The sequence below is a fragment of the Enterobacter sp. C3_dUdeg genome, from assembly GCF_057536195.1.
Genome location: NZ_BAAKFX010000004.1, coordinates 102,371 through 125,833, shown reverse-complemented (window position 1 = coordinate 125,833; position 23,463 = coordinate 102,371). Strand labels below are relative to the sequence as shown.

Below are 23,463 nucleotides of genomic sequence, written 5' to 3'. Positions count from 1 at the left end.
TGCGGCTATTTCAACGAATGCTGGTTTTTTGAATGCATAACGACAAAGATCTCTCCACGTGGCAAACCTTCCGCCGACTCTGGCCGATGATTGCGCCCTTTAAAACAGGCCTGATCGTGGCGGGAGTAGCGTTAATCCTCAACGCAGCCAGCGATACTTTTATGCTATCGCTTCTCAAACCGTTACTGGACGACGGTTTTGGTAAAACGGATCGCTCAGTGTTGCTATGGATGCCTCTGGTGGTTATCGGACTGATGATCTTACGCGGCATCACCAGCTATATCTCCAGCTACTGTATTTCCTGGGTATCAGGGAAAGTGGTGATGACCATGCGCCGTCGCCTGTTCAGCCACATGATGGGCATGCCGGTCTCGTTCTTTGACAAGCAGTCTACCGGGACGCTGCTGTCCCGTATTACCTACGACTCAGAGCAGGTTGCCTCCTCGTCCTCAAGCGCGCTGATCACCGTTGTGCGTGAGGGCGCGTCAATCATCGGCCTGTTCGCGATGATGTTCTATTACAGCTGGCAGCTGTCGATCATCCTTATCGTTCTGGCACCGATAGTTTCTATTGCTATCCGCGTCGTCTCAAAGCGCTTCCGCAATATCAGTAAGAATATGCAGAACACGATGGGGCAGGTGACGACCAGCGCGGAACAGATGCTGAAAGGGCATAAAGAAGTTCTGATTTTTGGCGGTCAGGACGTCGAAACCAAACGCTTTGATAAAGTCAGCAATAAAATGCGTCTGCAGGGGATGAAAATGGTCTCGGCCTCTTCCATCTCTGACCCGATTATTCAGCTGATTGCGTCACTGGCGCTGGCATTCGTCCTCTATGCGGCAAGTTTCCCTAGCGTGATGGAGACGCTGACGGCGGGTACCATCACCGTGGTCTTCTCCTCAATGATCGCCCTGATGCGTCCGCTGAAATCCCTGACGAACGTGAACGCCCAGTTCCAGCGCGGGATGGCCGCCTGTCAGACGCTGTTCAGCATTCTGGATTCCGAACAGGAAAAAGATGAAGGTACTCGCGAGATTGAGCGCGCCCGTGGTGACGTTGAATTCCGCAATGTCACTTTCGCCTATCCTGGACGTGAAACGCCGGCGCTGCGTAATATCAACCTGTCCATTCCGGCGGGTAAAACCGTGGCGCTGGTGGGCCGTTCCGGCTCGGGTAAATCGACCATTGCCAGCCTGATCACCCGTTTCTACGATATTAACGAAGGTGAGATCCTCCTGGACGGTCATGACCTGCGGGAATATACCCTGCAGTCGCTGCGTAACCAGGTGGCGCTGGTTTCCCAGAACGTGCACCTGTTCAACGATACTGTGGCAAACAACATTGCGTATGCGCGCACGGATGAATACAGCCGTGAGCAGATTGAGAATGCCGCGCGTATGGCCTACGCAATGGACTTTATCAACAAGATGGATAACGGTCTGGATACGATAATCGGTGAGAACGGGGTGCTGCTCTCCGGCGGTCAGCGTCAGCGTATCGCCATTGCGCGTGCGCTGCTGCGCGATAGCCCAATTCTGATTCTGGACGAAGCGACCTCCGCGCTGGATACGGAATCTGAACGCGCTATTCAGTCTGCCCTGGATGAGCTGCAAAAGAACCGTACCTCGCTGGTGATTGCGCACCGTCTGTCGACTATCGAGCAGGCTGACGAAATCGTCGTGGTTGAGGACGGTATCATTGTTGAACGCGGAAGCCATGCTGATTTGCTGGAACACCGCGGCGTTTACGCCCAGCTTCATAAGATGCAGTTTGGCGAATGATTGCACGCATCTGGTCCGGTGAATCCCCGCTGTGGCTCCTGCTTTTGCCGCTCTCCTGGCTCTACGGCCTGGTGAGCGGCATTATCCGTCTGCTTTACCGTCTGGGGCTGAAGCGCGCCTGGCGCGCGCCGGTTCCGGTTGTGGTGGTCGGTAATCTTACGGCGGGCGGCAACGGTAAAACGCCGGTAGTGATCTGGCTGGTGGAGCAATTGCAAAAACGCGGTATCCGCCCGGGGGTGGTATCGCGCGGATATGGTGGTAAAGCGGCGCGTTATCCGCTGCTGCTGACGGCGGAAACCACGACTGCCGAAGCGGGTGATGAGCCGGTATTGATTTTCCAGCGCACCGGCACGCCGGTTGCGGTCTCCCCGGTGCGCAGCGACGCCGTTCAGGCACTGCTTGCCGAACACGCGGTACAAATTATTATCACTGACGATGGCCTGCAGCATTACGCCCTGGCGCGTGATAAAGAGATTGTGGTCATCGACGGGGTTCGCCGCTTCGGTAACGGCTGGTGGCTGCCGGCCGGCCCTATGCGCGAACGCGCTTCGCGTCTTAAGTCCGTTGATGCGGTGATTGTGAACGGCGGTGAGGCAAAAGCGGGTGAAATCCCGATGTACCTGCAGCCGGGCCTGGCGATCAACCTGGTGACGGGTGAACGCCGGTCGGTTGCTGAGTTGCCTTCACCGGTGGCGATGGCGGGGATTGGACATCCGCCGCGCTTCTTCGCGACGCTGGAACAGTGCGGTGCCCGGCTGGAAAAACGCGTTCCGCTGGCCGACCACCAGGCGCTGGTGGAAGGGCAGGTCGACGCCCTGACCGTACCCGGGCAGTCGCTGATCATGACCGAAAAAGATGCGGTGAAATGCCGTGCCTTCGCGAAAGAAAACTGGTGGTATCTGCCGGTTGACGCTGAACTCAGCGGCGAGCAGCCGGAACGTTTGCTCAAGGAACTGATTGCGTTGGTGAAATAAACGCTTACGCGGTTCTGGTGGCGCTTTGACTGACAGGATAACGCATGTCTTTACCGCAACTCTCGCTTTCAGCCGCACGTCATTTACACCTTACCGCGCAGGGGCTGCTTAAAAAGCCCCGCCGCCGCGCGCAGCCTGCCGATATTCTCTCGACCGTCCAGCGCATGTCGCTGCTTCAAATTGACACCATTAACATTGTGGCCCGTAGCCCTTACCTGGTGCTGTTTAGCCGTCTGGGAAATTATCCTTCGCAGTGGCTGGATGAGGCGCTCAGCAAGGGGGAGTTAATGGAGTACTGGGCGCACGAAGCCTGCTTCCTGCCCCGCAGCGATTTTGCCCTGGTTCGCCACCGTATGCTTGCCCCTCAAAAGATGGGCTGGAAATACCGTCAGGCGTGGATGCTGGAACATGCTGCCGAAATTGAGCAGCTTATCGCGCATATTCAGGAAAACGGTCCCGTACGCTCCGCCGATTTTGAACACCCGCGCAAAGGCACCAGCGGCTGGTGGGAGTGGAAGCCGCATAAACGTCATCTCGAAGGGCTGTTTACCTCTGGCAAAGTCATGGTGATTGAGCGGCGTAATTTTCAGCGCGTCTACGACCTGACGCATCGCGTGATGCCGCACTGGGACGACGAGCGTAACCTGCTTACCCAGGAGGCGGCCGAGGCTATCATGCTCGAAAACAGCGCCCGCAGCCTGGGAATTTTCCGCCCGCAATGGCTGGCTGATTATTATCGCCTTCGCCAGCCCGCGCTGAAACCGCTGCTGGATATCTGGCAACGCGAACAGCGCATCATCCCCGTCACGGTGGAAACGCTGGGCGAAATGTGGCTGCATGCGGATCTCCTCCCGCTACTGCCTCTGGCCCAGGAGGGGAAACTTCAGGCAACCCACAGTGCGGTGTTGTCGCCTTTCGACCCGGTCGTCTGGGACAGAAAACGCGCCGAGCAGCTGTTCGATTTTAGCTACCGGCTGGAATGTTATACCCCAGCGCCAAAGCGCCAGTATGGTTACTTTGTTCTCCCGCTGCTGCATAAGGGGCAACTGGTCGGGCGTATGGACGCCAAAATGCACCGCAAGACCGGCACGCTTGAAATCATTGCGCTTTATCTGGAAGAGGGCGTCAGGGTGACGGCGAGCCTGGAAAAAGGGTTAACGTCCGCCATTAGCGAATTCGCGCGCTGGCAGGGTGCCCGCGACGTGACGCTGGGCCGGGTGCCCGACGGACTGTTTACATCCTGTCGAAGTGGCTGGGAAACAGGCACTCCCTGAAAAGGGAATGTGTTAAGCTTTAGCGATTACCCATACGGAGGAACTATGGATCACCGTTTACTTGAAATTATTGCCTGCCCGGTTTGCAACGGCAAACTCTACTACAGCCAGGACAAACAGGAGCTGATTTGCAAGCTGGACAGCCTGGCTTTCCCGCTGCGTGACGGCATTCCGGTGCTGCTGGAAAATGAAGCTCGTTCCCTGGTGGCAGAAGAGAGCAAACCATGAGTTTTGTTGTCATTATTCCTGCGCGTTATGCCTCAACGCGTCTTCCGGGTAAACCGCTGGTGGATATCAACGGCAAGCCGATGATTGTGCATGTCCTTGAGCGTGCGCGTGAATCCGGTGCCGATCGCGTGATTGTTGCTACCGATCATCCTGACGTTGCCCGTGCGGTTGAGGCGGCTGGCGGTGAGGTGTGCATGACCCGCGCCGATCACCAGTCCGGCACCGAGCGTCTGGCGGAAGTGGTTGAAAAATGTGGCTTCAGTGATGATACGGTCATCGTTAACGTGCAGGGCGACGAGCCGATGATCCCGGCGGTGATTATCCGTCAGGTGGCAGAAAACCTGGCTCAGCGTCAGGTCGGTATGGCGACGCTCGCGGTACCCATTCACCACGCTGAAGAGGCATTCAATCCCAATGCGGTGAAGGTGGTCATGGATGCCGAAGGCTATGCGCTCTATTTCTCACGCGCCACGATCCCGTGGGATCGCGATCGCTTTGCGCTCTCTAAAGAGACAATCGGTGATACTTTCCTGCGTCATATCGGGATCTACGGCTATCGCGCCGGTTTTATTCGTCGATATGTTACCTGGGCGCCGAGTCCGCTGGAGCATATCGAAATGCTGGAGCAGCTTCGCGTGCTCTGGTACGGCGAAAAAATTCACGTTGCCGTTGCCAGCGAAGTGCCTGGAACGGGCGTTGATACGCCGGAAGATCTTGAGCGCGTTCGCGCCGAGTTGCGCTAATATCGCCTGCATCCCTCCTGTCGGAGGGATGTTCTCTCCCTCGATAATTCCTCTTTCTTTTTCCTAATTGTTCTCTTCCGGGTGACATCTCCCTTCAGGACGCTCATTATAAAAGCAGTAGTCTTAATGGGGGTAATCTCATATGGAACAGCTGCGTGCCGAACTTAGCCATCTGCTGGGTGAGAAATTAAGCCGGGTCGAATGCGTGAGTGAAAAGGCCGATACCGCGCTTTGGTCGTTGTATGACAGTCAGGGCAACCCAATGCCGCTGATGGCCAGAAGTTTCACCTCGCCGGGCGTTGCCAGGCAGCTGGCATGGAAAATGTCGATGCTGGCGCGGGAGGGAACCGTCCGTATGCCGACGGTGTACGGCGTGATGACCCACGAGGAACACCCCGGCCCGGACGTGCTGCTGATTGAGCGTTTACGCGGCGTGCCCGTTGAAGCGCCCGCGCGCACGCCGGAACGCTGGGAGCAGTTAAAAGACCAGATTGTCGAGGCGCTACTGGCCTGGCACCGTCAGGATAGCCGCGGGCTTGTCGGTCCGGTCGACAGCACTCAGGAAAACCTGTGGCCGCTGTGGTATCGCCAGCGGGTGGAAGTGCTGTGGGGAACGCTTAACCAGTTCAGCAATACCGGTTTAACCATGCAGGACAAACGTATTCTGTTTCGCACCCGCGAGTGCTTACCGGCGCTATTCGACGGTTTTAATGACAACTGCGTGCTGATTCACGGTAATTTCACCCTGCGCAGCATGCTCAAGGACTCCCGCAGCGATCAGCTTCTGGCGATGCTTGGGCCGGGGATCATGCTCTGGGCTCCGCGCGAATACGAGCTGTTCAGGCTCAGCGACAGCGGGGCGGCGGAAGGTCTACTGTGGCACTACCTTCAACGCGCACCCGTTGCAGAAGCGTTTCTCTGGCGGCGCTGGCTTTACCTGCTCTGGGACGAAGTCGCGCAGTTGGTTAACACCGGACGTTTTAATCGCGCAAATTTCGACCTGGCAACAAAATCACTCCTGCCCTGGCTCGCCTGACGATCCTTTCAGCCACTGCCAGAGGCGCCCGAGCGTCTCATAACCGACGCGATCGCTATGCATCAGCCAGGCCGGGGATGGGATCGCCCGTTCCCACGGGTTAAGCGGCGCGTCGATGGCCATCTGGTTTGCCGGTGCGGGCAGCGGGTGCAGGCCTTGCTTCTGGAAGAAAATCATCGCGCGGGGCAGGTGTGAGGCGGAGGTCACCAGTAAGAACGGGACATCGCCAATTGCCTGCTTCACTGCGGCAGCCTCTTCTTCGGTGTCTTTTGGGCTGTCCAGGGTGATAATCGAGGAACGCGGCACGCCGAGGGATTCTGCGACCCTGGCGCCCGCTTCAGCCGTACTCACCGGGTTCGTTTTGGCTGCCGCGCCGGTGAAGATCATTTTTGATCCCGGGTTCGCCAGCCAGAGGCGAATGCCTTCGTTTAGCCGTGGCAGGCTGTTGTTGATCAGGTTTGAACTGGGCGCCCAGTCAGGATCCCAGGTATATCCGCCGCCCAGCACCACGATGTACGCCACTTTCTGATTTCCCTGCCATGTTGGGTACGTGTTTTCGATGGGGCGTAACAGACCATCCGCGACCGGCTGCAGGCTCAACAGCAGCAGGACAAACCAGCCGAGCGAGATAAGCGTTTTGCCACTCTTCTGAAAGCGACTGAACCACACCAGCGCCAGCCCCAGCGCGATGGTGATGAGCAGCAGCGGAAGGGGAAGCATCATCCCTCCAATGTATTTCTTAAGGGTAAAAAGCATCCTTTTTGGTTCCTTTTTTGACCATATAGCAGGTGATTACCCGTGATATTACACCAGAGAGGTTCATTCTCCGCGCGGGTGTGACAAAATAGCGGTTTTGCAGTTAGCGAGTGGAACTTCCCAATGCGGGATCGCAATTTTGATGACATCGCGGAAAAGTTTTCGCGCAACATTTATGGCACCACGAAAGGTCAGCTCCGTCAGACGATCCTCTGGCAGGATCTGGACACCATTCTGGCTACCTTTGGTGGTCAAACGTTGCGCGTGCTGGACGCCGGTGGCGGTGAAGGGCAGACGGCGATAAAAATGGCCGAGCGCGGTCATCACGTCACGCTTTGCGATCTTTCTGCTGAAATGGTCGCCCGCGCGACGCGTGCTGCAGAAGAGAAAGGTGTGAGCGACAACATGCATTTTATACAATGCGCCGCTCAGGACATCGCACAGCATTTGGAAACACAGGTTGATCTGATATTGTTTCATGCGGTGCTGGAGTGGGTTGCCGATCCGCAAAGCGTGTTACAAACCCTGTGGTCTATGTTGCGCCCGGGCGGCACGCTGTCGCTGATGTTCTACAATGCTAACGGCTTCCTGATGCACAACATGGTTGCAGGAAACTTCGACTATGTGCAGGTCGGGATGCCCAAAAAGAAAAAGCGCACGCTTTCCCCGGACTATCCGCGCGATCCACAGCAGGTTTATGGCTGGCTGGAAGCGATTGGCTGGCAGATCGTCGGGAAGACGGGCGTCAGGGTGTTTCATGATTATCTGCGTGAAAAACACAAACAGCGTGACTGTTTTGACACCTTAACAGAATTAGAAACGCGGTATTGCCGTCAGGAGCCTTTTATCAGCCTTGGCCGCTATATTCACGTCACCGCGCACAAGCCGCAGATGCAAGGATAACCTATGAGTGAATTTTCCCAGACAGTCCCCGAACTGGTTGCCTGGGCCAGGAAAAACGATTTCTCCATCTCGCTGCCGGTAGACAGACTCTCTTTCCTGCTGGCGGTTGCCACGCTGAACGGCGAGCGGCTGGACGGTGAAATGAGCGAGGGTGAACTGGTGGATGCGTTCCGCCATGTCAGTGATGCGTTTGAGCAAACCAGCGAAACCATTAGCGTGCGTGCCAACAACGCAATCAACGATATGGTGCGTCAACGTCTGCTGAACCGCTTTACCAGCGAGCAGGCGGAAGGAAACGCCATCTATCGCCTGACGCCGCTGGGCATCGGCATCACCGATTACTATATTCGCCAGCGTGAATTTTCTACGCTGCGTCTTTCCATGCAGCTCTCGATCGTGGCGGGTGAGCTTAAGCGCGCCGCCGACGCGGCGGATGAAAACGGTGACGAATTCCACTGGCACCGTAACGTCTACGCGCCGCTGAAATATTCGGTGGCCGAGATTTTCGACAGTATCGATCTCACCCAGCGCCTGATGGACGAACAGCAGCAGCAGGTGAAAGACGATATCGCCCAGCTGCTTAATAAAGACTGGCGAGCGGCCATCTCCAGCTGTGAACTTCTGCTGTCAGAAACCTCCGGCACGCTGCGTGAGCTCCAGGATACGCTGGAAGCCGCAGGGGACAAGCTGCAGGCTAACCTGCTACGCATCCAGGATGCGACGCTGGCACACGACGATCTGCATTTTGTCGACCGCCTGGTGTTCGATCTGCAGAGCAAACTCGACCGCATTATCAGCTGGGGCCAGCAGTCGATCGACCTGTGGATCGGCTACGACCGACACGTGCATAAATTTATCCGTACCGCGATTGATATGGATAAAAACCGCGTCTTTGCTCAGCGCCTGCGTCAGTCGGTGCAGACCTATTTCGATGCGCCGTGGGCGCTGACCTACGCCAATGCCGATCGTCTGCTGGATATGCGCGACGAAGAGATGGCGCTGCGCGATGAAGAGGTGACCGGTGAACTGCCGCCGGATCTGGAATACGAAGAATTTAACGAGATTCGCGAGCAGCTTGCGGCGATGATCGAAGAACAGCTCGCTGTCTACAAAACCAGACAAGTGCCGCTGGATCTTGGGCTCGTGGTGCGCGACTATCTGGCGCAATATCCACGCGCGCGCCACTTCGACATTGCCCGCATTGTGGTAGACCAGGCGGTGCGCCTGGGCGTCGCGCAAGCAGATTTCACCGGCCTGCCGCCGAAGTGGCAGCCAATCAACGATTACGGAGCCAAGGTACAGGCGCATGTCATTGACAAATATTGAACAAGTGATGCCAGTTAAGCTGGCACAGGCGCTGGCGAATCCGTTATTTCCGGCGCTGGACAGCCAGCTGCGTGCCGGTCGTCACATTGGCTTAGACGAGCTGGATAATCACGCCTTTTTGATGGACTTCCAGGAGTACCTGGAAGAGTTTTACGCACGCTATAACGTGGAACTTATCCGCGCGCCGGAAGGGTTTTTCTACCTGCGTCCGCGCTCCACGACGCTGATCCCGCGTTCCGTGCTCTCCGAGCTGGATATGATGGTCGGCAAAATTCTTTGCTACCTCTACCTCAGCCCGGAACGTCTGGCGAATGAAGGGATCTTCACCCAGCAGGAACTTTACGACGAGCTGTTGACGCTGGCAGATGAAAGCAAGCTGCTGAAGCTGGTGAACAACCGCTCCACGGGGTCGGATCTCGACCGTCAGAAATTACAGGAAAAAGTTCGCTCTTCCCTGAACCGTCTGCGCCGTCTGGGGATGGTCTGGTTTATGGGCCACGACAGCAGCAAATTCCGCATTACGGAATCTGTCTTCCGCTTCGGCGCCGACGTGCGCGCGGGCGATGACGCGCGTGAAGCGCAGCTTCGCATGATCCGCGACGGTGAAGCGATGCCGGTGGAAAACCATTTGCAGCTCAATGACGAGCATGAAGAGAATCTGCCGGATAGCGGGGAGGAAGAGTAATGATTGAACGCGGTAAATTTCGCTCACTGACGCTGATTAACTGGAACGGCTTCTTTGCCCGAACGTTCGATCTGGATGAGCTGGTCACGACGCTCTCCGGCGGTAACGGTGCGGGTAAATCCACCACCATGGCGGCCTTTGTTACGGCGCTGATCCCCGATCTGACGCTGCTTCACTTCCGTAACACCACCGAAGCGGGAGCCACAAGCGGCTCCCGTGATAAAGGTCTGCACGGTAAGCTGAAGGCCGGCGTCTGTTATTCGGTTCTGGACGTCATTAACTCCCGTCATCAGCGCGTGGTAGTGGGCGTGCGCCTGCAACAGGTCGCCGGTCGCGACCGTAAAGTGGATATCAAGCCGTTTGCGATTCAGGGCTTGCCGACCTCTGTGCAGCCGACGGCGCTGCTGACGGAAACCCTGAACGAACGCCAGGCGCGCGTGCTGACGCTGCAGGAGCTGAAAGACAAGCTTGAAGCCATCGAAGGCGTACAGTTCAAGCAGTTCAACTCCATTACCGACTACCACTCGCTGATGTTCGATCTGGGCGTGGTGGCGCGTCGTCTGCGCACGGCATCAGACCGTAGCAAATACTACCGCCTGATCGAAGCGTCTCTGTACGGCGGTATCTCCAGCGCGATTACCCGCTCCCTGCGCGACTACCTGCTGCCGGAAAACAGCGGCGTGCGTAAGGCCTTCCAGGATATGGAAGCGGCGCTGCGCGAAAACCGCATGACGCTGGAAGCGATTCGCGTTACCCAGTCTGACCGCGACCTGTTTAAACACCTGATCAGCGAAGCCACCAACTACGTGGCGGCGGACTACATGCGCCACGCCAACGAGCGCCGCGTGCATCTCGATCAGGCATTAGAATACCGTCGCGAGCTGTTTACCTCCCGTAAACAGCTGGTGGCCGAGCAGTACAAGCACGTTGAAATGGCGCGAGAGCTGGGCGAGCACAACGGTGCTGAAGGCGACCTGGAAGCCGACTATCAGGCCGCCAGCGATCACCTGAACCTGGTGCAGACCGCGCTGCGTCAGCAGGAAAAAATCGAGCGCTATGAAGCGGACCTCGATGAGCTGCAGATTCGTCTCGAAGAGCAGAATGAAGTGGTGGCTGAAGCCGCCGACATGCAGGAAGAGAACGAAGCCCGTGCCGAAGCGGCCGAGCTGGAAGTGGATGAGCTGAAAAGCCAGCTTGCCGATTACCAGCAGGCGCTGGACGTGCAGCAAACGCGAGCGATTCAGTACACCCAGGCACTGCAGGCATTACAGCGTGCGAAAGAGCTGTGCCATCTGCCTGACCTTACGCCGGACAGCGCCGACGAATGGCTGGATACCTTCCAGGCCAAAGAGCAGGAAGCCACCGAGAAACTGCTCTCCCTCGAACAGAAAATGAGCGTCGCGCAAACGGCGCACAGCCAGTTTGAGCAGGCTTATCAGCTGGTAGTTGCTATTAACGGCCCGCTGGCGCGTAACGAAGCCTGGGACGTTGCCCGTGAACTGCTGCGCGACGGTGTGAACCAGCGCCATCTGGCCGAGCAGGTTCAGCCGCTGCGTATGCGTCTGAACGAGCTGGAGCAGCGCCTGCGCGAGCAGCAGGAAGCCGAGCGTCTGCTGGCGGAATTCTGCAAGCGTCAGGGAAAAAATTACGATTTCGACGAGCTTGAGGCCCTGCATCAGGAGCTGGAAGCGCGTATTGCGGCCCTGTCCGATACCGTATCAAACGCCAGCGAACAGCGTATGACCCTGCGTCAGGAGCTGGAGCAGATTCAGTCCCGTTCGAAGACGCTCCTGGAGCGTGCGCCGGTCTGGCTGGCGGCTCAAAGCAGCCTGAACCAGCTCAGCGAGCAGTGCGGCGAGCAGTTCGAATCCAGTCAGGAAGTGACCGAATACCTGCAGCAGCTGCTGGAGCGCGAACGTGAAGCCATCGTTGAGCGTGATGAAGTGGGCGCCCGCAAGCGCGACGTCGATGAAGAAATTGAGCGCTTAAGCCAGCCGGGCGGGTCAGAAGATCCACGCCTGAATGCGCTAGCGGAGCGTTTTGGCGGCGTGCTGCTGTCCGAGATTTATGACGACGTTGGCCTCGATGATGCCCCGTACTTCTCCGCGCTGTACGGTCCATCCCGCAACGCGATTGTGGTCCCGGATCTGTCGCTGATTTCTGAGCAGCTTGCCGGCCTGGAGGATTGCCCGGAAGATCTCTACCTGATCGAAGGGGATCCGCAGTCGTTCGATGATAGCGTATTCAGCGTCGACGAGCTGGAAAAAGCGGTGGTGGTGAAAATTGCCGACCGCCAGTGGCGTTATTCCCGCTTCCCGGAGCTGCCGCTGTTTGGCCGCGCCGCGCGCGAAAGCCGCATCGAGAGCCTGCACGCCGAGCGTGAAACGCTGTCTGAACGTTTTGCGACCCTGTCGTTTGACGTGCAGAAAACCCAGCGTTTGCACCAGTCGTTCAGCCGCTTTATCGGCAGCCATCTCGCCGTAGCGTTTGACGCGGATCCGGAAGCCGAAATCCGCAAGCTCAATACCCGCCGTGGCGAGCTGGAACGTGCGATTGCAAGCCATGAAAGTGATAACCAGCAAAGTCGCGTTCAGTTTGAACAGGCGAAAGAGGGCATCGCTGCCCTTAACCGCATTCTGCCGCGCCTGAATCTGCTGGCGGATGACACGCTGGCTGACCGTGTGGATGAGATCCAGGAGCGTCTGGATGAAGCGCAGGAAGCCGCGCGTTTCGTTCAGCAGCATGGCAATCAGCTGGCGAAGCTGGAGCCCGTCGTGTCTGTCCTGCAGAGCGACCCGGAACAGTTCGAGCAGTTAAAAGAAGATTATGCCTGGTCGCAGCAGGTGCAGCGCGAAGCGCGTCAGCAGGCGTTTGCCCTGACGGAAGTGGTGCAGCGTCGGGCCCACTTTGGCTACTCCGATTCGGCTGAAATGCTAAGCGGTAACAGCGATCTGAACGAAAAACTGCGTCAGCGCCTTGAGCAGGCGGAGGCGGAACGTACTCGCGCCCGCGAAGCAATGCGCAGCCATTCCGCTCAGCTGAACCAGTACAACCAGGTGCTAGCCTCGCTGAAAAGCTCCTTCGACACCAAGAAAGAGCTGTTAAACGATCTGCAGAAAGAGCTTCAGGACATCGGCGTTCGTGCCGACAGCGGGGCAGAAGAGCGCGCGCGTATTCGTCGTGACGAGCTGCATTCGCAGCTCAGCAATAACCGCGCGCGTCGTAATCAGCTGGAAAAAGCGCTGACCTTCTGCGAAGCCGAAATGGATAACCTGACCCGTCGCCTGCGCAAGCTGGAACGCGACTATCACGAAATGCGCGAGCAGGTCGTGACCGCCAAGGCGGGCTGGTGCGCGGTGATGCGCATGGTGAAAGACAATAACGTTGAGCGTCGTCTGCACCGCCGCGAGCTGGCGTATCTCTCTGCCGATGAGCTGCGCTCCATGTCGGATAAGGCGTTGGGTGCGCTGCGTCTGGCGGTGGCGGATAACGAACACCTGCGCGACGTGCTGCGCATGTCGGAGGATCCGAAACGTCCGGAACGTAAAATTCAGTTCTTCGTGGCGGTTTACCAGCACCTGCGCGAGCGTATTCGTCAGGACATCATCCGTACCGACGATCCGGTCGAAGCCATCGAACAGATGGAAATCGAGCTGGGCCGTCTGACGGAAGAACTGACCTCCCGCGAGCAGAAGCTGGCGATCAGCTCCCGCAGCGTGGCGAACATTATTCGTAAAACCATTCAGCGCGAGCAGAACCGTATCCGCCAGCTGAACCAGGGTCTGCAGAGCGTGTCGTTTGGCCAGGTGAACAGCGTGCGCCTCAACGTCAACGTGCGTGAGGCCCACGCGACGCTGCTGGAAGTGCTCTCAGAGCAGCACGAGCAGCATCAGGATCTGTTCAACAGCAACCGTCTGACCTTCTCCGAAGCGCTGGCGAAGCTGTATCAGCGCCTGAACCCGCAGATTGATATGGGCCAGCGTACGCCACAAACCATCGGTGAAGAGCTGCTGGACTACCGTAACTATCTGGAAATGGAAGTCGAGGTAAACCGTGGCTCAGACGGCTGGCTGCGTGCGGAATCCGGGGCGCTCTCTACCGGTGAAGCGATCGGTACCGGCATGTCAATTCTCGTGATGGTCGTACAGAGCTGGGAAGATGAAGCGCGCCGCCTGCGCGGCAAAGATATCTCGCCATGCCGACTGCTGTTCCTGGATGAGGCGGCGCGACTTGATGCCCGCTCGATTGCCACGCTGTTCGAGCTTTGCGAACGTCTCGATATGCAGCTCATTATCGCGGCGCCGGAGAACATCAGCCCCGAGAAGGGCACCACCTACAAACTGGTGCGTAAGGTGTTCCAGAACAGCGAACACGTTCACGTTGTCGGTCTGCGTGGCTTTGCGCCGCAGCCGCCGGAGTCATTGCCGGAAACCACGGCGGACGCTTCCTGAAGCGTCTTCTGACCCGAAGCGGCGCACTGGCGCCGCTTTTTTTTAAACTTAACTTGTGCTTGGGGCTGCGTTATCTTTAAACTTCTTTACATAAGGTAAGGCAACAGCTTAGCCGTCTACCTATAATGAAAGAAAGCCCCACGTGATGGGCATGTCGTGAAAACAGGGGGCAAGGGATGTTGCTAAAGAAAGAATGTGGTCGTCAGCTGTCTGCGCTGAGTTTATGCCTGGCAGTGATGTTTGCTCCGCTGTTAACCGCCCAGGCCGACGAGCCTGAAATTGTGCCGACTGACAGCTCGGCAACGACAGGCGCTCAGCCAACGTCGTTGTCCCAGCCGCTGGAGCAGTCTCCGGCGACGGCTATCATGGCCGGTATTAAACCGCTGCCGGAAGGCATCGATGCAGAATCGCTCAGTCAGCAGCTGCAGTCGGGGCTGCCGTCAGGCTATACGCCTGTCTATATCAATCAGCTCACGCTCCTCTATACCGCCCGCGATATGAAACCGATGTGGGAAAACCGCGATGCCGTGCGCGCCTTCCAGCAGCAGCTGGCGGAAGTCGCGATTGCAGGGTTTCAGCCGCAGTTTACAAAGTGGGTTGAGCTGTTAACCGATCCTGCCGTCACCGGGCAGGCGCGTGATGTGGTGCTTTCCGATGCCATGATGGGCTACCTGCAGTTCGTGGCGGGTATTCCGGTCAACGGCAACCGCTGGCTATACAGCGATAAGCCGTACAAGCTGGCGACGCCGGCGCTGTCGGTGATTAACCAGTGGCAGCTCGCGCTGGACAATGGCGAACTGCCGCGCTTTATTGCCAGCCTGGCACCGGCGCATCCACACTATGCCACTCTGCACCAGTCGCTCCTCGCGCTGGTGGGGGACACGCGTCCATGGCCGCAAATGCGCGGTACCGCGACGCTGCGTCCGGGGCAGTGGAGCAGCGATGTTCCTGCCCTGCGCGAGATCCTGATGCGTTCCGGTATTCTGGAAGGAGGGCCAAAGATTGCTCTTCCGGGTGACGATCCACAAAGCGTCGCCGTCAGCCCGTCAGCTCCCGTGAAAGAGAAGAAAGCCGTTGTTCTGAGCAACAAACCCGCGGCTTACGATCGCGAGCTGGTAGCGGCCGTTAAGCAATTCCAGGCCGCTCAGGGGCTGGGGGCCGATGGCGTCATTGGCCAGACGACGCGCGACTGGCTGAACGTATCGCCTGCGCAGCGGGCAGGGGTGCTGGCGCTCAATATCCAGCGTTTGCGCTTGCTGCCGGGAACGCTCTCTACCGGGATTATGGTAAACATCCCGGCGTATTCCCTGGTCTATTATCAGGATGGTAGCGAAAAACTGGCGTCGCGCGTAATTGTCGGGCGTCCGGATCGTAAAACACCGATGATGAGCAGCGCGCTGAATAACGTGGTGGTTAACCCGCCGTGGAACGTACCGCCGACCCTGGCGCGAAAAGACATTCTGCCGAAAGTCTGGAACGATCCGGGTTATCTGGAACGTCATGGCTACACGGTGATGCGTGGATGGAACAGTAAAGAGGCCATCGATCCTTATATGGTCGACTGGTCGACGATCACAGCGTCGAATCTGCCGTTCCGCTTCCAGCAGGCTCCCGGAGCGCATAACTCTTTAGGGCGCTACAAATTCAACATGCCGAGTTCAGAAGCTATTTATCTGCACGATACGCCGAACCACAACCTGTTCCAGAAAGATACGCGCGCGCTGAGTTCTGGCTGCGTGCGCGTGAACAAAGCCTCGGAGCTGGCCAATATGCTGTTGCAGGATGCGGGCTGGAACGACACGCGTATCTCGGATGCCCTGAAGCAGGGGGATACGCGTTACGTGAATATTCGCCACAATATTCCGGTCAATCTTTACTATCTGACGGCATTTGTGGGTGAGGACGGGCGTACCCAGTATCGTACAGATATTTACAATTATGATCTCACCGCGCGATCCGGCGCACAAATATTGCCAAAAGCGGAACAATTAATCAGGTAAATGAAGCAGTTCGGGAAAAATGATTGTCGTAAGTTAGGGTGAATAGGGGGCAATATCGCTGTAAGCCGCGTATTCACTGGGGTTGGGCGCCTTGACGTACCTGGTTTTGCCAGTTAAGGTGCCCTTCGTGCGCTAAGCATATTACGATTTCTTTTACCTGTAGACCTGATTATCATGGACAAATTTGACGCTAATCGCCGTAAACTGCTGGCGTTAGGTGGTGTTGCGCTTGGCGCAGCGGCCATCCTGCCGACGCCAGCATTTGCCACCCTCTCGACACCTCGTCCGCGAGTTTTAACGCTCAACAACCTGCATACCGGTGAGTCGCTAAAAGCGGAGTTTTTCGATGGCAGAGGCTATATTCAGGATGAATTAGCAAGACTTAACCATTTTTTCCGTGATTTCCGCGCGAATAAAATAAAAGCCATCGATCCAGGACTGTTTGATCAGATTTTCCGCCTTCAGGGCCTGCTGGGCACCAGCAGGCCAGTGCAGCTCATATCTGGCTATCGCTCGATTGATACCAATAATGAACTGCGCGCCCACAGTCGCGGGGTAGCCAAAAAAAGCTATCACACGAAGGGACAGGCAATGGATTTCCATATTGAAGGCGTTTCGTTAGCCAATATTCGCAAAGCCGCGTTATCTATGCGCGCAGGTGGTGTAGGATATTACCCCAGCAGCAACTTTGTGCATATTGATACCGGTCCGGTTCGGCACTGGTAATAACGAAACACAGGAGCAGTATGAACTATCGTATTATTCCGGTTACCGCGTTCTCCCAGAATTGTTCATTGATCTGGTGCGAACAGACTAAACTGGCCGCGCTTGTCGATCCCGGCGGTGACGCTGAGAAAATCAAGCAGGAAGTCGCCGACAGCGGCGTGACGCTCATGCAGATTTTACTGACGCACGGTCACCTCGACCATGTGGGTGCAGCGGCTGAACTCGCTAAACACTACGGTGTGCCGATCGTCGGTCCGGAAAAAGAAGATGAGTTCTGGCTGCAGGGGTTACCCGCCCAAAGCCGCATGTTTGGCCTTGATGAGTGTCAGCCCCTGACGCCCGATCGCTGGCTGAACGAAGGAGAGCGCGTTAACGTAGGGAATGTGACTTTACAGGTGTTGCATTGTCCTGGGCATACGCCAGGCCATATCGTCTTCTTTGATGACCAGTCCCGTCTGCTGATTTCCGGCGATGTGATCTTCAAAGGTGGCGTAGGACGCAGCGATTTTCCGCGCGGCGATCACGGGCAGCTGATTCAGTCGATTAAACAAAAGTTATTGCCGCTGGGTGATGACGTTACGTTTATCCCTGGACACGGTCCGATGTCGACGCTGGGCTACGAACGGCTCCATAATCCGTTCCTTCAGGATGAGATGCCTGTCTGGTAACCAGAATAAAAAAAGCCTGCATAACGCAGGCTTTTTTATGGACGCAAATTACAGTACGGCGACAATCGCTTCGCACAGTGGCGCCATGTTGTCAGGCGTCATGCCAGCAACGTTCACGCGGCCAGAGGCCACGGCGTACACGCCAAACTCTTCACGCAGACGCAGAACCTGCTCTTTGGTCAGGCCGCTGAACGAGAACATGCCGTTCTGTTTGATGATAAAGCTGAAGTCGCGGTCCGCGCCTTTCTCAGCCAGGGTGTTCACAAACAGCAGACGCATGCGCTGAATACGCTGACGCATATCGTTCAGCTCTTGTTCCCAGATAGCGCGCAGCGCATCGTTGCTCAGGATAGTGGCAACAACAGACGCACCGTGCGCCGGTGGGTTAGAGTAGTTCGCGCGGATAACAGATTTCATCTGGCTGAACGCACGATCGACGGTCTCTTCGTTAGCGGCAACCAGCGTACAGGCACCCACGCGCTCATTGTACAGACCGAAGTTCTTGGAATACGAGCTTGCGACAATCAGCTCCTGGTGAACGGCTGCGAACGCGCGCAGGCCTTCGGCATCTTCTTCCAGACCACGGGCGAAGCCCTGGTAGGCAAAGTCAAACAGCGGCAGCCAGCCTTTTTCAACGGACAGTTTCGCCAGGTGTTGCCACTGCTCAAGCGTCGGATCGATACCGGTTGGGTTGTGGCAGCAGCCGTGGAACAGAACCACGTCACCTGCCTGCGCTTCGCTCAGGCTCGCCAGCAGGCCGTCAAAGTCGAGAGAGTGGTTTGCCGCGTCGTAGTATGCATATTCACGCACTTCCAGACCCGCAGAGTTAAACACGCTCTTGTGGTTCGGCCAGCTTGGGTTGCTCACCCATACGCGCTTAACAGAGGTGTTTTTCGCAAGGAAATCCGCCGCTACGCGCAGCGCACCGGTACCGCCTGGGGTCTGTGCTGTACGGGCACGTTTGTCACTCACAATTGCGCTGCCTTTACCGAACAGCAGCTCCTGGGTGCAGCGACCAAACTCAGGGATACCATCAATACCGAGGTAGTTTTTGGTGGTTTCGTTTTCCAGCAGATACTGCTCAGCTTTCTTAACGCTGGTCAGTACCGGAGTTTTGCCGGTTTCATCTTTATATACACCAATACCCAGGTTGATTTTGCCAGGGCGGTCGTCGGCACGAAACAGATCGGCCAGGCCCAGAATAGGGTCGGCAGGAGCGGCGGTAATGTTCTCAAACATGACGAAGTTCCATTGTGATTACAGAAGTGAAATCCGCTATCAGGTTAACGGTAGATTTACAAAATGCCAACCGTTTGCGACGAAAAGCGTGCGGCTTTTCAAAAGTCGCCATTATTTTCTGTCACGCATAAAAAAACAGGGCCGAAGCCCTGTTCATTAAGCATATAACAAAGTGGTGTACTGATTAGAACTGGTAGGTTACGCCAACGGTAGCCTGGTTGTCAGAGCCAACCCAGCTGGTGGACGCATCTTTGTCGTCCAGCAGGTTGAAGCGGTAGTCACCGTACACGTTGAAGTTCTTGTTGAAGTAGTAAGTCGCACCAGTGGTGATGTATTTCGCCAGGTCACGGTCGCCGATGCCGTTCAGGTCTTTACCTTTGGACTGAACGTAAGAAACGGAAGGACGCAGGCCGAAGTCGAACTGGTACTGAGCGATAACTTCAAAGTTCTGGGTCTTGTTAGCAATGTTATAAACATTACCATCATCATTCGGAACATAGTTTTCGCCGCTGTTACCCAGGCGGCTCATGTTGCGAGTCTCTGCATAAACGGTCGCCAGGTAGATGTTGTTCGCGTCGTATTTCGCGCCAACAGCCCAGGATTCAGCTTTATCGCCTTTACCATCTTTTTTCTGCTCAAGCGTACGGTTAGCGGTGCTGTAGGCACCGATCAGACCGAAGCCTTCACCGAACTCGTAGCCCAGGGACAGGCCAACACCGTCGCCGTTTGCTTCATTCAGGTTTTTACGATCGTTTTTACCCTGGTATTGAACGCCAAAGTTCAGACCATCAACCAGACCGAAGAAGTTGTTGTTACGGTAGGTCAGCAGGCCAGTAGAACGGCTGGTCATGTAGTTATCAACATAGCCGCCACCCCAGGTTTCGCCAGAGAAGGACGGAGCCATATCGGTGTAGGATTCTACGTCATACACGATACCGTAGTTACGACCGTAGTCCAGAGAACCCGCGTCAGCGATTTTCAGGCCAGCGAAAGCCAGACGAGTTACGTTAGTCTGATCACCTTCAGCTGCACCGGCGCGTGCACGGTATTCCCACTGACCGTAACCGGTCAGCTGGTCGTTGATCTGAGTTTCGCCTTTGAAGCCGATCTGGCCGTAAGAGGAGTCAGCGTTTTTGTGTACGCCAGAAGTGGTGAAGCCGTGTTCGCCCACAACTTTACCGTAGAAGTCCAGTTTGTTGCCGTTCTTGTTATAGATTTCTGCAGCGTTAGCTGCACCGGCTACCAGCAGGGCAGGGATTACCACTGCCAGAATATTGCGCTTCATCATTATTTATTACCCTCATTGGTTTTTTTATGACACTCGCCACTGCCGTCAATAAATTCTGTCAATAAATATTTCCGGAACTATTGATGAGAGTTTGGTGTCTTTATGTATCTGACAGGCATCTTTCCATTCGGCGAAGCGTTTCGCTAGCCTGAAAGTGCTACAATTCTCAAGATTAAGTAACCGAAAGAAAATATGTGTAACCAAATATGTATTTTTCGGAACTTTGTGAACCATCTCAAACTTCAGAACTCCCTGGCGAATTAAACAGCAAGCACTATCCTATATATATGAATTCCTTATGATTAATTGAGATAAAGGCGATTCGTATAAACAGACCTTAAACGGCACGTTTTTTCTTATGACTGCAAAAGGCCTTCCGGATGGCTGTAAGATTGGTTGAAATTTGTGCTATCGCTTGAGGGGGTAATAATCGCAATAAGAATGGGGTTTATTTTTTGTGGCTGGATATTTCGCGGAAACAAAACGTAACAGGTAGTGGTTGTGACGGGGGGAAGGTTTAAAGACGCTGACTTTGCGCTGACGAAAACTGACAATACAGAATAAAATAATGGCCAGCATCTGCTGGCCATTTCAGTCTTTTACCGATTAGAAGCTGGCGTTACGTGGAGTACGTGGGAACGGGATCACGTCGCGTACGTTCTGAACACCGGTAACGTAGGCAATCAGACGCTCGAAGCCCAGACCAAAACCGGCGTGCGGAACGGTACCGTAACGGCGCAGATCGCGGTACCAGCTGTAGTCAGCGGGGTTGAGGCCCATCTCTTCCATACGGGCGTCCAGCACGTCAAGACGCTCTTCACGCTGAGAGCCACCGATGATTTCACCAATGCCCGGCGCCAGTACGTCCATCGCTGCCACGGTTTTACCGTCTTCGTTAAGGCGCATATAGAAGGCCTTAATGTCTTTCGGGTAGTTTTTAACGACAACCGGCGCTTTGAAATGCTTCTCGGCCAGATAGCGTTCGTGCTCAGACGCCAGGTCAACGCCCCAGTAAACCGGGTTCTCGAACGTCTCACCGCATTTCTCGAGGATCGCCACCGCGTCGGTATAGTCCACCTGCGCAAAGTCGGCAGAGACGAAACGCTCCAGACGCGCTACAGCATCGCTGTCTACGCGTTCTGCGAAGAATTTCATGTCGTCAGGACGCTCTTCCAGCACCGCTTTGAACACATACTTCAGCATGGCTTCTGCCAGGCCAGCGACATCGTCGAGGTTGGCGAACGCCACTTCAGGCTCCAGCATCCAGAATTCCGCCAGGTGACGACTGGTGTTGGAGTTTTCGGCGCGGAAGGTTGGGCCAAAGGTGTAGATCTTAGACAGCGCGCAGGCGTACGTTTCGCCGTTGAGCTGACCAGATACCGTCAGGAAAGCTTCTTTACCAAAGAAGTCTTTGTCATAGTCCACTTTACCTTCAGGCGTGCGCGGCAGGTTTTCCATGTCCAGCGTCGAAACGCGGAACATCTCACCGGCACCTTCCGTATCGGACGCGGTGATCAGCGGGGTAGACACCCAGAAGTAACCCTGCTCATCGAAGAAACGATGCAGCGCCTGCGCCAGCGTATGACGCACGCGCGCCACCGCACCAATCAGGTTGGTACGCGGACGCAGGTGGGCGACTTCACGCAGATATTCGATGCTGTGGCGTTTTGCCGCCATCGGATAGGTGTCCGGATCTTCAACCCAGCCGGTGACTTCAATCGCAGTGGCCTGAATTTCGAAGCTCTGGCCCTGACCTGGTGAAGCCACAACCACGCCGGTAACAATGACGGAGCAACCCGTTGTCAGTCGCAGAACGTCATCATTGTAATTGGGCAGAGAATTATTAATGACGGCCTGTACAGGATCAAAGCAGGAACCGTCATAGACGGCGAGGAAGGAGATGCCAGCTTTAGAATCTCGGCGGGTACGCACCCATCCGCGCACGGTGACTTCCTGGTCAACGGCGACACGGCCCTGGAGTACGTCGGCTACAGGCACAACGCTCATAATATTCTCTCTGTTAATAGTCGGAAAAAATAAACACTTGTCCACCCTTATGGGGGGATATCTATGTTACCTGCCATCCGCTATCAGACAAGTAAATTTCGCAGTCAAAAGAGAAGAATTGAGAAATAAATAAGAAGAAGGGAGCCATAAAGGCTCCCGTAAGCGCTTAACTGGCTTTTTTGATCAAGGGGAGATCGAACGCTTTGCGCAATGCGCGGACAAACGCTTTGTCATGGCAGATGGTTTTACCCGGGCTGTCGGAGAGTTTCGCCACCGGCTTGCCGTTACATTCCACCAGTTTGATGACGATATTCAGAGGTTTTACCTGAGGAATATCGCAGGTCAAACGGGTACCAATCCCGAAGCTCAGGTTCACCCGGGTGTTGAAATGGCGATAGAGGCCGACCGCTTTCGCCAGGTCGAGATTATCCGAGAAGACCAGCACCTTGCTCATCGGGTCAATGCCGAGTTTTTCGTAATGGGCAATGGCTTTCTCGCCCCATTCAACCGGATCCCCGGAGTCGTGGCGTAACCCCTGGTAACGTTCAGCGAACTCGGGACCAAAGTCGCGCAGGAAAGCATCCATCGTAATACAGTCGGTGAGGGCAATTCCGAGCTGATTCGGGTACTCTTCAAGCCATGCGGCCAGCGCCGCGCGCTGGCTGTTAGCCAGATCGGGGCTGATCTGCTGATGCGCCTGGAACCACTCGTGTGCCTGGGTGCCCATTGGCGTCAGGCTGAGGCGGCGTGCCAGATCGTAGTTGCTGGTGCCCACGAACCACGGCTCCTGCTGCAGACGTTTAACGATGGCCTCCTGAACGTCACGCGAGAAACGGCGACGCGTGCCAAAGTCCATCAGGCGGAAGCGGGACAAGTCCATCCCTTCGGTCAGCGTGGAGAAGGCTGCGAGTTTATTTTCCAGCGCGGCGACCGCCTGCTCGACGCCTTTTTCCGGCGAACGGTAGCGGTGAGCCAGTTCACTGATCACCGCCAGAAGCGGCACTTCCCACATGATCACTTCCCGCCACGGACCTTCAAGGCGAATATCCAGCTTGCCATTATCGTTAACCACGCTGACCTGCTCCGGCTTATAGCGGAAATCGCGCAGCCAGTTCAGGTAGTCGGCTTTGAAGAAAGGCAGGCCAGAAAGCCACTGATATTCCTCGTCCTGCAGCGTCAGATGCTGCATAGCATCGACCTGTTCACGAATGGCGTCTGCGTAGATACCGAGCAAGTCGTCGCCACGACAGCGGAATTCCGCCGCGACGTGAACGTCATAGTAGTGGTGGAAAACGGCTTGCTGCATATGCAGTTTATACGCGTCGGTATCCAGCAACGTATGCAGAACTGGAGAAGCGAATTGAGTCATAGGTGCGCA

At 56.0% G+C, this 23,463-nt stretch carries 18 protein-coding genes; 13 read left to right on the top strand and 5 right to left on the bottom strand.

From position 1 onward, the window contains the following. Positions 1–32: 32 nt before the first annotated feature. The 6 genes from msbA (at position 33) to AC27FC_RS12670 (ending at position 6,036) form a co-directional block, all read left to right on the top strand. Positions 33–1,781: a lipid A ABC transporter ATP-binding protein/permease MsbA gene (gene msbA / locus AC27FC_RS12695; RefSeq protein ID WP_033145094.1), complete on the top strand. Its 1,749-nt coding sequence runs from the start codon at positions 33–35 to the stop codon at positions 1,779–1,781. After that, on the top strand, positions 1,778–2,755 hold the full coding sequence (lpxK, locus tag AC27FC_RS12690; RefSeq protein ID WP_094935412.1) for a tetraacyldisaccharide 4'-kinase: 978 nt from the start codon (positions 1,778–1,780) through the stop codon (positions 2,753–2,755). The genes msbA and lpxK overlap by 4 nt, the downstream gene beginning before the upstream one ends. 44 nt (positions 2,756–2,799) lie before the next feature. Further along, positions 2,800–4,029 (top strand): winged helix-turn-helix domain-containing protein, encoded by a 1,230-nt coding sequence (locus AC27FC_RS12685; protein ID WP_196354655.1) that lies wholly within the window; start codon positions 2,800–2,802, stop codon positions 4,027–4,029. A 45-nt stretch (positions 4,030–4,074) separates the two neighbouring features. After that, the gene (ycaR, locus tag AC27FC_RS12680) at positions 4,075–4,257 is read left to right on the top strand and encodes a protein YcaR (protein WP_006174474.1); all 183 of its coding nucleotides are present in this window, start codon (positions 4,075–4,077) and stop codon (positions 4,255–4,257) included. After that, positions 4,254–5,000: a 3-deoxy-manno-octulosonate cytidylyltransferase gene (gene kdsB, locus AC27FC_RS12675; RefSeq protein ID WP_023311001.1), complete on the top strand. Its 747-nt coding sequence runs from the start codon at positions 4,254–4,256 to the stop codon at positions 4,998–5,000. Before ycaR ends, kdsB begins: the two co-directional genes overlap by 4 nt. A gap of 142 nt (positions 5,001–5,142) precedes the next feature. Next, positions 5,143–6,036, top strand: a complete 894-nt coding sequence (locus AC27FC_RS12670) for a YcbJ family phosphotransferase (RefSeq protein WP_047651301.1) — start codon at positions 5,143–5,145, stop codon at positions 6,034–6,036. Here the strand turns inward: AC27FC_RS12670 and elyC are convergent. Beyond that, a complete protein-coding gene (elyC, locus tag AC27FC_RS12665) occupies positions 6,013–6,792 on the bottom strand; it encodes an envelope biogenesis factor ElyC (protein WP_048979731.1) in 780 nt (259 codons plus the stop codon). The two genes, AC27FC_RS12670 and elyC, sit on opposite strands and share 24 nt — an antisense overlap. 123 nt (positions 6,793–6,915) lie before the next feature. Between elyC and cmoM the strand changes: the two genes are divergently transcribed. The 7 genes from cmoM (at position 6,916) to AC27FC_RS12630 (ending at position 17,551) form a co-directional block, all read left to right on the top strand. Beyond that, positions 6,916–7,695, top strand: a complete 780-nt coding sequence (cmoM, locus tag AC27FC_RS12660; protein WP_023311004.1) for a tRNA uridine 5-oxyacetic acid(34) methyltransferase CmoM — start codon at positions 6,916–6,918, stop codon at positions 7,693–7,695. Between the two features lie 3 nt (positions 7,696–7,698). After that, positions 7,699–9,021, top strand: a complete 1,323-nt coding sequence (gene mukF, locus AC27FC_RS12655) for a chromosome partition protein MukF (RefSeq protein WP_033145101.1) — start codon at positions 7,699–7,701, stop codon at positions 9,019–9,021. After that, positions 9,002–9,706, top strand: coding sequence for a chromosome partition protein MukE (gene mukE / locus AC27FC_RS12650; protein WP_008499954.1), 705 nt, complete (start codon positions 9,002–9,004; stop codon positions 9,704–9,706). Before mukF ends, mukE begins: the two co-directional genes overlap by 20 nt. Continuing rightward, on the top strand, positions 9,706–14,157 hold the full coding sequence (mukB, locus tag AC27FC_RS12645; RefSeq protein WP_196354653.1) for a chromosome partition protein MukB: 4,452 nt from the start codon (positions 9,706–9,708) through the stop codon (positions 14,155–14,157). The genes mukE and mukB overlap by 1 nt, the downstream gene beginning before the upstream one ends. Positions 14,158–14,333: 176 nt before the next feature. Continuing rightward, positions 14,334–16,157 (top strand): L,D-transpeptidase, encoded by a 1,824-nt coding sequence (ldtD, locus tag AC27FC_RS12640; RefSeq protein ID WP_196354651.1) that lies wholly within the window; start codon positions 14,334–14,336, stop codon positions 16,155–16,157. 174 nt (positions 16,158–16,331) lie between these two features. Next, positions 16,332–16,883: a peptidoglycan L,D-endopeptidase MepK gene (mepK, locus tag AC27FC_RS12635; protein ID WP_033145104.1), complete on the top strand. Its 552-nt coding sequence runs from the start codon at positions 16,332–16,334 to the stop codon at positions 16,881–16,883. 20 nt (positions 16,884–16,903) lie between these two features. Then, positions 16,904–17,551: an MBL fold metallo-hydrolase gene (locus AC27FC_RS12630; RefSeq protein WP_033145105.1), complete on the top strand. Its 648-nt coding sequence runs from the start codon at positions 16,904–16,906 to the stop codon at positions 17,549–17,551. Positions 17,552–17,599: 48 nt separating this feature from the next. On the opposite strand, the gene aspC is transcribed toward AC27FC_RS12630, so the two are convergent. From aspC to pncB, 4 genes are all read right to left on the bottom strand, one after another. Next, positions 17,600–18,790: an aspartate transaminase gene (gene aspC / locus AC27FC_RS12625; protein ID WP_033145106.1), complete on the bottom strand. Its 1,191-nt coding sequence runs from the start codon at positions 18,788–18,790 to the stop codon at positions 17,600–17,602. A 184-nt stretch (positions 18,791–18,974) separates the two neighbouring features. Further along, the gene (locus AC27FC_RS12620; RefSeq protein WP_047651295.1) at positions 18,975–20,078 is read right to left on the bottom strand and encodes a porin; all 1,104 of its coding nucleotides are present in this window, start codon (positions 20,076–20,078) and stop codon (positions 18,975–18,977) included. Positions 20,079–20,684: 606 nt separating this feature from the next. Next, positions 20,685–22,085, bottom strand: a complete 1,401-nt coding sequence (gene asnS / locus AC27FC_RS12615) for an asparagine--tRNA ligase (RefSeq protein ID WP_033145107.1) — start codon at positions 22,083–22,085, stop codon at positions 20,685–20,687. A gap of 166 nt (positions 22,086–22,251) precedes the next feature. Further along, a complete protein-coding gene (gene pncB, locus AC27FC_RS12610; RefSeq protein WP_196354649.1) occupies positions 22,252–23,454 on the bottom strand; it encodes a nicotinate phosphoribosyltransferase in 1,203 nt (400 codons plus the stop codon). Positions 23,455–23,463: the final 9 nt, after the last annotated feature.